General features: G+C 78.0%; 10 protein-coding genes. 2 read left to right on the top strand and 8 right to left on the bottom strand.

The window, feature by feature from the left end:
* Position 1 precedes the first annotated feature (1 nt).
* Complete coding sequence (locus tag ACRYR7_RS03895; protein WP_432570752.1) at positions 2–1,264, bottom strand: MFS transporter; 1,263 nt, start codon at positions 1,262–1,264, stop codon at positions 2–4.
* 45 nt (positions 1,265–1,309) lie between these two features.
* Here ACRYR7_RS03895 and ACRYR7_RS03890 point away from each other — a divergent pair, with 45 nt between their 5' ends.
* Complete coding sequence (locus ACRYR7_RS03890) at positions 1,310–2,473, top strand: ROK family protein (protein WP_432570751.1); 1,164 nt, start codon at positions 1,310–1,312, stop codon at positions 2,471–2,473.
* A gap of 96 nt (positions 2,474–2,569) precedes the next feature.
* Here ACRYR7_RS03890 and ACRYR7_RS03885 read toward each other — a convergent pair whose 3' ends face one another.
* The 7 genes from ACRYR7_RS03885 to ACRYR7_RS03855 form a co-directional block, all read right to left on the bottom strand.
* On the bottom strand, positions 2,570–3,430 hold the full coding sequence (locus ACRYR7_RS03885; RefSeq protein WP_432570750.1) for an LLM class flavin-dependent oxidoreductase: 861 nt from the start codon (positions 3,428–3,430) through the stop codon (positions 2,570–2,572).
* Positions 3,431–3,465: 35 nt separating this feature from the next.
* The gene (locus ACRYR7_RS03880; protein WP_432570749.1) at positions 3,466–3,954 is read right to left on the bottom strand and encodes a DnaJ family domain-containing protein; all 489 of its coding nucleotides are present in this window, start codon (positions 3,952–3,954) and stop codon (positions 3,466–3,468) included.
* A gap of 55 nt (positions 3,955–4,009) precedes the next feature.
* Positions 4,010–5,302 carry a M14 family zinc carboxypeptidase gene (locus ACRYR7_RS03875; RefSeq protein WP_432570748.1) on the bottom strand — a complete coding sequence of 431 codons (1,293 nt, stop codon included), beginning with the start codon at positions 5,300–5,302 and terminating at the stop codon, positions 4,010–4,012.
* 305 nt (positions 5,303–5,607) lie between these two features.
* Positions 5,608–6,795 carry an L-2-hydroxyglutarate oxidase gene (gene lhgO / locus ACRYR7_RS03870; RefSeq protein ID WP_432570747.1) on the bottom strand — a complete coding sequence of 396 codons (1,188 nt, stop codon included), beginning with the start codon at positions 6,793–6,795 and terminating at the stop codon, positions 5,608–5,610.
* Between the two features lie 238 nt (positions 6,796–7,033).
* Positions 7,034–8,002, bottom strand: a complete 969-nt coding sequence (locus ACRYR7_RS03865; protein WP_432570746.1) for an aldo/keto reductase — start codon at positions 8,000–8,002, stop codon at positions 7,034–7,036.
* A gap of 56 nt (positions 8,003–8,058) precedes the next feature.
* Complete coding sequence (locus ACRYR7_RS03860) at positions 8,059–10,401, bottom strand: EAL domain-containing protein (RefSeq protein ID WP_432570745.1); 2,343 nt, start codon at positions 10,399–10,401, stop codon at positions 8,059–8,061.
* A 76-nt stretch (positions 10,402–10,477) separates the two neighbouring features.
* Positions 10,478–11,794, bottom strand: a complete 1,317-nt coding sequence (locus ACRYR7_RS03855) for a hypothetical protein (RefSeq protein ID WP_432570744.1) — start codon at positions 11,792–11,794, stop codon at positions 10,478–10,480.
* A gap of 99 nt (positions 11,795–11,893) precedes the next feature.
* Here ACRYR7_RS03855 and ACRYR7_RS03850 point away from each other — a divergent pair, with 99 nt between their 5' ends.
* Positions 11,894–12,109: a hypothetical protein gene (locus tag ACRYR7_RS03850; RefSeq protein ID WP_432570743.1), complete on the top strand. Its 216-nt coding sequence runs from the start codon at positions 11,894–11,896 to the stop codon at positions 12,107–12,109.
* Positions 12,110–12,155 lie beyond the last annotated feature (46 nt).

Below are 12,155 nucleotides of genomic sequence, written 5' to 3'. Positions count from 1 at the left end.
CTCAGGCGCCCGCCCGCCCGCGGCGCGCCCCCGGGCGCAGGAACGTCGTGGCGAGCGCGAGCAGGACCAGCGCCGCGCACCCGGCGGTGAGCAGCACCGGGCCGCCGCCGAGCAGGGCGCGCCCGCCGGCCCAGGCGCCGACGGCGATGCCCACGTTGAACGTCGAGTTCACGACGGCGGGCGCCGCGCCCGGGACGTCGCTGGCGCGCAGGGCCGCGGTCTGCAGCAGCGAGGGCAGGGCGCCGAACGCCGCGCCCCACAGGACCACGACGGCGACCGTGGCGGCGGTGTGGCCGGAGGCCGGGCCCAGGGCGAGCAGGCACGCGGCGATCACCGCGATCGCGGCGCGCAGCGCGGCGAGCGGGTGGCGGTCGGCGGTGGCGCCGGCCAGCAGCAGGCCCGCGAAGCTGGCCAGGCCGTAGCCGAGCAGGGCCGGGCCGACCGCCCCCTGCCCGGCACCGGCGCGCAGCAGCAGCGGCGTGACGTACGTGTAGGCGCCGTAGTGCCCCAGCGTCAGCACGACGGTGGTGGTGGCGACCAGGAGCAGCGGGCGGCCGCGCAGCGCACCGAGCACGCCGGCACGGGTGCGCCCGGGGCGGGGACCGGTGGCCCCGCGCGGGCCGGGCACGGGCGGCGTGGCGGGCGGGCGGGCCGGCACCAGGACCGCGGCGGCGGCCGCCAGGAGCAGCAGCACGCCGGTCGTCGCGGCGAACGCCCAGCGCCAGCCCCAGGCCGCGCCGGCCGCGGTGCCCAGGGGGACGCCCAGCGCCAGGGCGAGGGTGATGCCGGTGTTCACCAGCGCGACGGCGCGCCCGGAGCGCCCCGGCGGGGAGACGGCGACCGCGGTGGCCACCGCGACGGAGAACAGGCCCGCGTGGGCCAGGCCGCCGAGCAGGCGCGCGGCCAGGGCGAGCGCGAAGCCGCCGGTGCTGCCGGCCAGGACGACGAGGCCGTTGGCGAGGGCGTACACCAGCAGCAGCGCGACCAGGACGCCGCGCGGGGAGCGGTGCGCCAGCAGCGCGGTCACCGGGACGGCGCCGAGCGCGACGACGAGGGCGTAGGCGGACATCCACCACCCGATGCGGTCCTCGGGCACGGCGAAGGCGGCGGCGAGCTGGGGCAGCAGGCCCACGGGCATCACCTCGGTGCTCACGGCGGCGAAGACCGCCGCGGCCAGCAGCGCCAGCGTGCCCGCGGGCAGGCGGCGCGCGGTGCCGGCGACGGGGCCGGCGGGGGTCGTGGAAGCCTGGTGGCCGGTGCGCACGGCACCAAAATACTCGAAGCGCGAGCAAAAAGGGGGCGGTACCCCGTGGGGACGCTGACGGCCCGCGGCGCGCAGCTGATGCGCCTGGCCCACGAGCGGCCCGGCCTCACCCGCGCCGACGCCGCCCGCGCCCTGGGCGCCGGCACCGGCACCACCGCCGACCTCGTCGCCCGCCTCGCCGGCGAGCACCTCCTGCACGAGCGCCCCGCCCCTCCCAGCGGCACCCGCGGGCGCCCCACCCGCCACCTCGTCGCCCACCCCACCGGCCCCCTCGTCCTGGGCGCCGCCGTCAGCCACGAGGACTGGCGCGTGGCCGCCCTCGAGCTCGGCGGCGGGCTCCTGCGCACCGAGCGCGGCACCCACGACGGCCGCGACGGCACCGCCGTCCTGCGGGCCGTGCGCGCCGCCGCCGGGCGCCTGCACCGGCGCTTCCCCGGGCGCGTGCGCGGCCTCGGCCTCGCCGTGCCCGGCCCCGTCCACGACGGGCACGTCCTGGACGCGACGATCCTCGGCTGGCGCGCCCTCGACCTGCGCGCCGCCGCCCCCGCGCCCGTCCCCGACGCCGGGGGGCACGGCCGGGCCTCCGCCGACGTCTTCGTCGCCGGCAACGACGCCACCCTCGCCGCCGTCGGCGAGGCCCGCCGCGGCGCCGCCACCGGGGCGGCCGCGCACCTGCACCTGCACGTCGACGCCGGCCTCGGCGGCGCCCTCACCACCGGCGGGCACCCGCTGGCCGGCGCCCGCGGCCAGGCCGGGGAGTTCGGCCACGTCCCCCTCGGCGATCCCGCCGTGCGCTGCCCCTGCGGCGCGCGCGGCTGCTGGGGCACCACCGTCGACGGCACCGCCCTCGCCCGCACCCTCGGCGACCCCGCCCCCGCCGACCCCGTGTCCTACGCCCGCCGCGTCCTGGACCGCGCCGCCGCCGGCGAGGACGGCCCCCTGCGCGCCGCGCGGGCCGCGGGCACCTCCCTCGGGCGCGGCACCGGCGGCCTCGTCAACGCCCTGGACGCCGACCTCGTCACCCTCGGCGGCCTGGGCGCCCGGCTCCTGGAGGTCGTGCCCGACGAGGTGCGCGGCGCCTGCTCCGAGGCCCTCATGGGCTTCCGCCGCGACACCCCGCCCGCCCTGCTGCCGGCCGCCCTCGGCGACGACGGGCCGCTCGTGGGCGCCGCCGAGCAGGTGTGGTCCCGGCTCTGGGACCTGCTCTGACCCCGAGCCCCCCCTCGCCGTGATCGAGGAAGTGGCGACTTCCCCGATCACGGCGATCGCGCGAGACCGGGCGACCCCGCGCGGGAGCGGAACCCCTCAGAGGCCGTGGACGCGCAGCACCTCGTCGAGCGCGCCCGCGGGCACCCCGCGGCCGTCCGGGCGCGGCCAGTGCACCACCACCTCGTCGAAGCCGGCCTCCTCCAGCCGGTCCGCGAACCGCTCGTACCGCCCGAACACGCCGGTCTCGTCGCGGCCGACGAGGGCCAGGCGGCGCAGGGCGCGCCCGGGGGCCACCTCGCGGCGGGTGCGCTCGAAGCGCTCGGCGGCGTCGACGTACCCGGCGGTGACGGCGTCGGGGTCGGTGGCGGCCGGGTCGCCGTAGGTGACCCAGCCGGTGCCGGTGCGGGCGGCGAACGCGGCGCCCCGCGGCCCGGCCGCGGCCACGGTCAGCGGCACCCCCCCGTCCTGCACGGGACCGGGCAGGGTGCGGGCGTCGTGGGCGGTGTAGAACTCGCCGCGGGCGTCGGTGACCGGCTGCGCCAGCAGGGTGGCCAGCAGGGTGGTCCACTCCTCGAACCGGCGCTGGCGCTGCCCGGGCGTGAGGGGCTCCACGCCGAGCACGGAGGCGTCCTGGGCGGACGTGCCCGCTCCCACGCCGAGCTCGAAGCGCCCCGAGCACACGTGGTCCAGCGTCATCACCTCGGAGGCGAACGTGACGGGGTGGCGGAAGTTCGGGGACGCCACGAGGGTGCCCAGGCGCACGGTGCTCGTGGCGGCGCCGGCGGCGGCGAGCAGGGGCACCGCGTTGAACCAGGGCCCCTCGCGCATGTCCCGCCAGGACAGGTGGTCGTAGGTCCACGCGGTGCGCAGGCCGGCGGCCTCCACCTCGCGCACGGCGGCGGTGAACCGCGCGGGTGCGTGGTCGTTGAGCACGACGGCGGACAGGGCCAGGGTCACGGGGTCCTCCGGGCGGTCGGGTGGTCCGCAGCCTCTCAGACGCCGCCCGCCGAGCGCCCGCGGCGCCACCACCGGCGCCGGACGGGCCCGGCGGGCGGTGCGGGCGGCGGCGGGGGCGCCGGGCGGGAGGCGGCCCAGCGCTCGCGCAGCTCGCCGGCGTCGAGCAGGGCGACGACGACGAGCGGGCCGTCGGCCGGGCGCCGGTACAGCTCGCGCACGCGGGCGTTGAAGTCCTCCGCCACGGCCTCGACCTCGGCGGCGGAGCGCAGCTCGGCGAGGTCGCGCAGGAGCACCTCGCGCTCGCGGCGCAGCGCCAGCGCGGGCGGCAGCATCGCGGTGACGTCGAACCCCTCGCGGCGGGCCTTGTCGGCGGCCCACTCCTCCGCGGAGAAGGGCCGGTCGAGGTCGCGCAGCGGCTGCCCGGCCCCGCGCAGGCCGTCGAACTCGCCGCGCTCGGCGGCTTCACGCACCTGCCGCTCGACCCAGCTCTCGAACGAGCTGCCGCCCGGTTTCCGGCCCGTCACCCCTGCGAGGCTACGACGGGCGCGGCCGGGCGGCAGCGCGGGACCGTCCGTCGGGTCAGTCGACCTCGGTGCCGACCTGGTCGTCGGGGACGACCCGCCCGTCCGGGGTGAGCTGCACGCTGTCGGGCAGCGTGTCGTACGCACGCGGGTCGAGGCGGTCGACGGCGCCGGTGGCGAGGTCGGCGAGCATCTGCTCGATGCCCGCGACGGTGGCGCGGGTGAAGCGCTCGCGCCCGGCCTGCCCGAGGGTCTGGGTCTGGCCGCGGATCTCGAAGAGCACGGTGCGGGTGCCGTTGAGGGCGAACGCCGAGCGCGCCTGGCCGGGCAGGTCGCGCTCGGGCGCGTGGCCGTAGCGCACGGGCAGGTACCCGGCGCGCTCGATGCCGTTGAACGCCGAGATGGCCAGCTGGCGGGAGGCGTCCTGCATGTTCCGGTACGGCGCGTACTTGCCGCCGGGCTCGAACTCCTGCTCGGGCAGCGGCGGGTAGTCGACGGCCACGTCGATGAGCTCGCCGGTGTCGTCGCGGGCCACGCAGGCGCCCTGGTGGTGGATGTCGAGGAACCCGTCGACGCCGTCGTAGCGCCCCTGCAGGTCGACGTAGAGGTCGCGCAGCGCCTGCGACTCGGGGTTGAGGAACCAGCCGAAACCCTCGGGCGCGCCGGGCAGGTCGGCGGGGTCGGGCACGTGGTCCAGGTCGGCGTGGAAGTCGCGGTTGAGGTCGAAACCCGGTGCGGTGACGTAGTCGTCGCCCTGCTGCACGCGCTGGATGTAGTTCCAGGCGGGCTGGCCGGCGGCCAGCTGCGGGAACTCCGCGACGACCTCCGCCCACGTGCGGTCGTTGCCGCGCCGGTCCAGCTCGGCGCCGTCGACGTTGAGCTTGGGGACGGCCACGACGGTCACCGAGGCGAGCAGCCGCTCGGTCCACGCGTCGTCGGAGGTGGCGAGCTGCTCCAGCACGCGCAGGACCGCGTCGGGCCCGACCTTCTCGTTGCCGTGGATCTCGGCGTTCAGCAGCACGACCTTCTCGCCGGTGCCGACGGTGGCGGCCCAGATCTCGCGCCCGCGGTTGGAGCGGCCGATCTCGGAGACGGTGAGGCGGCCGTGGCTGACGGCCTGCAGGCGGCGCAGCTCGCGGCCGAGCTCGGCGTGGCTGGTGAACTCGTTGACCGGCAGCTGGCGGACCTCGGTGGTGCACGGCGGGGGCGCCAGCGGGTCGACGGGCGCGGCGGTGGCGGGCAGGCCGGCGCCGAGCGCGACGGTGGCGCTCAGCGGCAGGACCGACAGCCCGGTGAGCCAGCGGGTGGCGCGGCGGGAGGAGCGGTGGTCGCGGGGGGCTGCGGTGCGCACGGGGCTCCAGGCGGGGGGTGGCGCGACGACGCGCCGGGGCAGGGTCGCGTGCGGCGGGAGGAGCGCGGGAAACGTTTCCCGCGATTCCGCTGTGCGTTTTCCACGTCCCCGTCGCACCACGTGTCAACAACCTGCAGTGAGGAGAAATGCACGCTCCGCACCCGTTGACCGGGGCGCGTGCCGCGCCTGGCCTCGGCGGTCCCGGGCCCCGCGGCCGCCGGTGCCCGCACGCGCGAACGCCCGGCCGCGGCCCCTCCCGCGGTGGCGGGACGGGCGCGGCCGGGCGCTGCGGCGGGCGGGTGCCCTCAGAGCTCGGTGTCGATCTCGTCGGCGATGCGCCGGCCGATCTCCAGCGACGCGGTCGCCGCCGGGGAGGGCGCGTTCAGGACGTGCACCTGGCGGATGCCGCGCTCGAAGTAGAAGTCGTCGACCAGAGCGCCGCTGCGGTGCAGGGCCTGCGCGCGCACGCCGGCGTGGGTGGGCACGAGCGCGTCGTCGGCGAGGGCGGGCACGAGCTCACGCAGGCTGGCGAGGAAGCGCGCGCGCGAGGCGGAGCGCAGCACCTCGTCGATGCCGGTCCTCCAGTACCTCATGCCCAGCTTCCAGGTGCCGGGCCAGCGGAAGGTGTCCAGCAGGTCGCCGGCGGAGACGTCGCCCCAGGTGTAGCCCTCGCGCTTGAGGGCCAGGACGGCGTTGGGGCCGGCGTGCACGCCGCCGCCGATCATCTTCGTCAGGTGCACGCCCAGGAACGGCAGCGTGGGGTCCGGGACCGGGTAGATCAGGCCCTTGACGAGGTGGGACTGCTGCGGGGTGAGCTCGAAGTACTCCCCGCGGAAGGGCACGATGCGCACCTCCGGCTCCAGGCCGGCGAGGCGGGCCACGCGGTCGGAGTGCAGGCCGGTGCAGTTGACGAACACGTCACCGGTGACCTCGCCGGTGGTGGTCTGCACGGTGACGGAGCGGAACGTGGAGGAGATCCCGACGATCTCGGAGTCGAAGCGGATCTCGCCGCCGTCCTTCTCCACGAGCTGGGCGAGGGTGTCGGACACCCCGCGGTAGTCGACGATGCCGGTGCTCTCCACGCGCAGCGCGGCCACGCAGGAGACGTGCGGCTCGAACTCGCGGGCCTCCTCGGGGGAGATCATCCGCACCGGCACGCCGTTGGCCAGGCCGCGCTCGAGCAGGCGGCGCAGCGCGGGCACCTGCTGGGTCGTGGTGGCGACGACGAGCTTGCCGCAGATGTCCACGGCGACGCCGTGCTCCTCGGCGAACTCGCGCATCGAGCGGGCCCCGGCGGTGCCGAGCTGCGCCTTGAGGCTGCCGGGCGCGTAGTACAGGCCCGAGTGGATGACGCCGGAGTTGTTGCCGGTCTGGTGCTCGGCGACCCGGCCCTCCTTCTCCAGGACGGTGACCCGGTGCCCGCGCGAGCTGAGCGCCCGGGCCGTCGACAGGCCGACGATCCCGGCACCCGCGACGACGACGTGGCTGGCCATGCGTGTTCCTCCCCCTGCTGCTGCGGTGCTGTGCGTGCTCCCGCGGCGACGGCGCGCGCGGGACCCCCGCACGAGTGTCGCGCACCGCGGCGGCGGACGGCGACCACCCGGGTGCTGCGCTGCTCCGCACCGGGCGCACCGGAGGCGCTGCGCCACCGATCGACCACGCGCAGTGGCGACACGGGGCCCGCGAGGGGTCCTCGGCGGGGCCGGCCGGGGCCGGCTCAGCGGGGCCGGCTCAGCGGGCGAGGCGCTGCAGGGCCCGCCCGGCCAGCAGCGAGGGCACCGAGGCCCGCTGGAAGGCGCGCGCGGCGCCGGTCAGCGCCGCCCGCTCGTCGTCGGCCAGGCGCAGCGAGGCCGCGGCGACGTTGAACTCCACCTGCTGCACGCTGGAGGCTCCCGGGATCACGACCACGCGCGGGTGGGAGAGCAGCCACGCCAGCGCCACCTGCGCCGGCGCGGCGTCGTGCGCGTCGGCCACCTCGCGCAGCACCCCCAGCAGCGGCGCCAGGCGGCGCAGGTTCTCGACGCTGAACAGCGGGTTCGCCGCGCGCACCCCGCCGGGGCGGTGGTGCTCGTCGTAGCGGCCGCCGAGCAGGCCCTGCGCCAGCGGGCTCCAGGCGACCACCAGGCGGTCCTCGCGCTCGGCGAACGGCACGAGGTCGTCCAGCGCGCCGGGCACCGCCAGGGAGAACTGCACCTGGTTGCTCACCACCGGCCGGCCCAGCGCCTCGTCGGCGCGGCGCCAGCGCTGCAGGGAGTAGTTCGACACGCCCACCGCGCCGATCCGGCCGGCGTCCAGCAGCTGGCGCATCCCGCGCATCGTCACGGTGTCGGGCACCACCGGGTTCGCCTGGTGCACCTGGTACAGCGGGATCCGCTCCAGCCGCAGGCGGCGGGCGCTGCCGGCGGCCCGGCGCCGCACGACCGGCGCCAGGGGCGCCACGGGGAACACCTTGGAGGCCACGACCACCTCGGAGCGGCGCGCGCCCAGCGCGTCGGCGAGGATGCGCTCGCTGGTGCCGAAGCCGTACACCTCGGCGGTGTCGAAGAGGGTCACGCCCAGGTCCAGGGCCCGGTGCACGATCCCGCGGGCCGTCGTCGAGGCGTAGCCCTCGCCGTAGCCCCACTCGCGCGAACCGAACTGCCACGTCCCCAGCCCGACCCGGCTCACCGGGGTCAGGCCCTCCACCTGCAGGTGCTCCACGCGCCCAGTGGAACCGGTGGGCGCACGGCGCGCCACCCGGGCGCCGCCCGGGAGGTTCAGGCCAGCGGCGAGGGGTGCAGCGCGCCGCGCCCGGCACGCTTGCGGGCGTACATCGCCTCGTCGGCGCGCCGCAGCAGGTCCTCGAAGCCCTCGCCGCCGCGCCCGCGGGCCACGGCCACCCCCACGCTCACCGCGATGGAGACCTCCACCCCGCCCAGGCCCACCGGGTCGGCGACCGAGCGGGCCAGCCGGTCGGCGACCTCCGCGGCCCGCTCGGCCGCGCAGCGCGGGTCCAGCCCGGTCAGCGCCACGATGAACTCGTCACCGCCCAGGCGCGCGGCCACCGCCCCCGCCGGCAGCCCGGAGCGCAGCCGCTGCGCCACCCGCACGAGCAGGTCGTCGCCGGCGGCGTGGCCGAAGCGGTCGTTGACGGCCTTGAAGCCGTCCAGGTCGCAGAACAGCAGGGCGACCGCGCCGTCGCCGTCCAGCGCCGCGGCCACGCGCTCCTCCAGGTGCCGGCGGTTCGGCAGCCCCGTCAGCGCGTCGGTGCGCGCCAGGTCCTCGATGCGGCGCAGGTAGGCGCGGGTGCGGTCGCGCTCCACCTCCAGCGCGCGCAGGGCCTCCACGCGCTCGGTGACGTCGTCCTGCAGGCCGACGTACTGCACGACGCGGCCGTGCTCGTCGCGCACCGGCGCCAGGCGGATCTCGTTCCACCACGGGGTGCGCCCGGGGCCGCGGTGGTTGAGCACCACCCCGCGCCACTCCTCGCCGGCGGCGATCGCCGCGCGGATCGAGGCCAGCGCGGCGGGGTCGGTGTCCGGGCCCTGCAGGAACCGGCAGTTGCGGCCCAGCGCCTCCTCCGCGCGCAGGCCCGACAGCTCCTCGAAGGCGGCGTTGACGTACACCAGCGGCTGGTCGGGGCGGGTCACGTCGGAGATCGTCACGCCGTGCGAGGTGGTGCCCAGCACCCGGTGCACGATCCGGCCGACCGCCGTGGCCTCGTCGGCCGCCTCGCGCAGCGCGGCGGGCGCGGCACCGGCGGACGCCGCGCCCGCGCCCGCCGGGGCGGCGGGGACCGCGACCGCGGACGGGGCGGGGGCCGCGACGGTGGACGGGGCCGCCGCGACGCGCGGGGCGACCCGGGAGAGCAGCGAGTGCGCGGCCGCGACCACCGTGGAGCGCCGGTAGGTCAGGGCGTACTCGAAGGTGCGCTCGGCGTCCGGGCCGGTGTCGCCGAGGTCGCGCGCCAGCAGCGCCACCGAGAAGTGCGGGCCGAGCACGACGACGTCCCACTCCCCGCGCACCGCGTCGTGCGGCGACAGCGCCGCCCCGCGCAGCCCCGGCAGCGGCTCGGCGGGCAGGCCCTCGCCCAGCGCGCACGCGAAGCCCACCCGCTCGACCAGGTCGCGGTAGCGGCTGGTGGTGGAGGGCGTGAAGTGCCGCGCCTCCTGGAAGGTGGAGGCCACCACGCAGGTGGGGCCGATGCGCATCGCCTCGCGCTCGAGCTGCTTGGACAGCTCGATGAGCAGCGACTTCGGCGAGCGCCGCAGCGGGGTGCCGGCCGGCAGCAGCGCGAACGGCGAGGAGGCGGCGAACTCCCCCAGCGCCGGCGGGGCGGGCAGGCGCAGCTCGCCGGTGGGCAGGCCGGGCACGGGCGCCGGGCCGGGCCGGCCGAACAGCCAGCCCTGCCCCAGGTGCGCGCCGAGGGCGCGGGCCATGTGCAGGTGCCGCTCGTCCTCGATGCCCTCGGCCAGGACGGTGGCCCCGCTGGCCTCGGCGTACGCGTTGACCGCGTTCATGATCTCGGCGACGTCGGCGCCGGGGCGGTCCTGCACCAGGCGCAGGTCCAGCTTCACCACGTCCGGCTGCAGCAGCGGCATGAACGCCAGCGACATCACCTCCGCGCCGACGTCGTCCAGCGCCACGCCCCAGCCCAGCTCGCGCACGCGCGCCACGGTGCGCAGCAGCTCCGCGGGCCGCGCGGCCAGGGCCCGCTCGGTGATCTCCACGACGACGCGCAGCTCGCCGGGCGCGTCCTGCGCGAGGGCGAGCAGCTCCTCCAGCGGCGCGCTGTCGAGGACCTCCGGCTCGACGTTGACGAACAGGGTCAGCGGGGCCAGCAGGCCCGAGGCCAGGGCGCCGCGGAACGCGGCGGCGCGGCAGGCCTGGTCCAGCTCGGCGAGCAGGCCCTCGGCGCGCGCGGCGGCGAAGAGCCGGTCCGGGCGCTGCAGCGGGCCGAGGGGGCCGCGCGCGAGGGCCTCGTAGGCGACGACGGCGCCGCTGTCGAGGTCGACGATGGGCTGGAAGACGCTGCGGACCCCCCGCGCCCCCAGCACGTCGGCGACCGTCGCCCCGGCGGCCGTCGCGTCGCCGGTCGGCACGGCACCCTGCTGCGTCACCCGCAGGTGTTCGGCAGCCGCCGCGCCGGCCTTGAGCCCGCCGGCCTCCAGCCGCGGGCCCGGGGCGTCGGCGGCCTCAGGCGTGCTCGGGCACGCCCGGGGCGGGGGCGGTGCCCCCCGCGCCGTCCGGCCCGGCGGTGCCCCCCGCCCCGTCCGCCTCGTCGTCCGTCTCGTCGTCCGTCTCGTCGTCCGTCTCGTCGTCCGTCTCGTCGTCCGTCTCGTCGTCCGTCTCGTCGTCCGTCTCGTCGTCCGCGTCGTCGCCGGGTTCCCCGCGGTCCTGCTCGGCGAAGAAGACGGAGACCACGTCGAGCACGGCGCCGGCCAGGCCGGGGCGCACCGTCCACGGCTCCACCGCGGAGAGCACCCCCATCTCCACCAGCGCCTCGACCGTGGCCAGCGCGGCCGGCAGGTCCTCGGCGTCGCCGGTGCTCTCCAGCACCGAGCGCAGCTGCGGGGTGGTCATCGGGTCCAGCACGGCGGCGGTGACCACGCTCAGCCCGCCGACGACCGCCGCCGGGGTGGCGGAGGAGGCCAGCACGTTGGTGATCGCCGAGGCGAGCGCGCCGGCGGCAACGTCGCGGCGCGGGTCCAGCTCGTGCAGGGCATCCACCGGGCCGGGCACGTGCGTGCGCCCGTCGACGACCTCGGCGACGCCGGCGGCCGTCCAGTCCAGCCACAGCGCCACCGGGTCGAGCGCGTCGCCGACCTCGGCGCGCAGCGCGTCGACGACGGGGCCGTCCACGACCGGCTCCTCCCCCACCGGGACGCCGGCGCGCAGCGCGTCCAGGGCGCGCAGCGCCCCGGCGACCACGGGCACCGCCTGCAGGTCGCGCAGCTCCTCCTCGCGCGGCACGGCCAGGGCCGCGGCCTCCAGGGCGTCCAGGACGCTGTGCTGGTCGGAGGCGGCGCCGGCGATGCCTCCGGAGGCGACGTCCAGGCAGTCGGCGAGCTCCTCGGGGTCGCCGCCCCAGGCGTCGGACTCCCCCAGGAACATCAGGTAGGTCGTCCAGGCGATGCGGACCTCGTCGACGAGCTCCTGGGGGTCCAGGCCGTTGTGCTCGGCGACGGCCGGCACGAGCTCGGTGAACAGCCGGCGCAGCTCGGCGGCGGAGAAGTGCGTCGCCGACGTCCGGACCACGTCCTCGCCGGAGTCGATGAGCAGCCAGCCCAGGGACTCCATGAGGCGCGCCTCGAGGTCGCCGGGGGCCAGCACCGCCTCGTCCTCCTCGGTCTCGAGGAAGGTGCGGTAGGCCACCTGCAGGTCGCCCAGGGCGCGCCCGCCGGTGCGCAGCGGCGACAGGACCGGCGCGGTGCGGGTGCCGCCGGCGCGGCGGGCGGGCTTCTTCTTCTTGGGCACGGCGGGCACCTCGGCGTCGGGGGCGGTCCCGCCCACCCTACCGAGCGCGCCCGCCGGCGGACCGGGCGTCGAGCGGTCCCCGCCGGCGCGCCGGGTACGGTGGCGGGCGAGGTCGACCACCCGGAGGGGGCTGCCGTGCCGGCTGACGAGCAGGCGCGCTTCGAGGCGCTGCGCCGCACCGCGAAGGCGAAGGGCTGGACGCTGGAGGCGCCGACGAAGCGGCACCCCGGGTACCTGCTGACCAGCGGCCGCCCCGGTGCGGCCGACGCCCGCATCGCGTTCGGCGAGAAGGGGCCCGTGCTCACCCTGGCCGAGGCCGAGCAGTGGCTGCGGGAGCTGCCGAAGGGCTGAAGGTGGCCACGAGGACCGGCGGCCGGGCGGCCGGGCGGCCCGGCCG

Origin of the sequence: Kineococcus gurbantunggutensis, assembly GCF_050871925.1 — a bacterium.
Taxonomy (GTDB): domain Bacteria; phylum Actinomycetota; class Actinomycetes; order Actinomycetales; family Kineococcaceae; genus Kineococcus.
The sequence above is the reverse complement of the archived record's forward strand: the minus strand, read 5'-3'. Positions and strand labels throughout refer to the sequence as shown.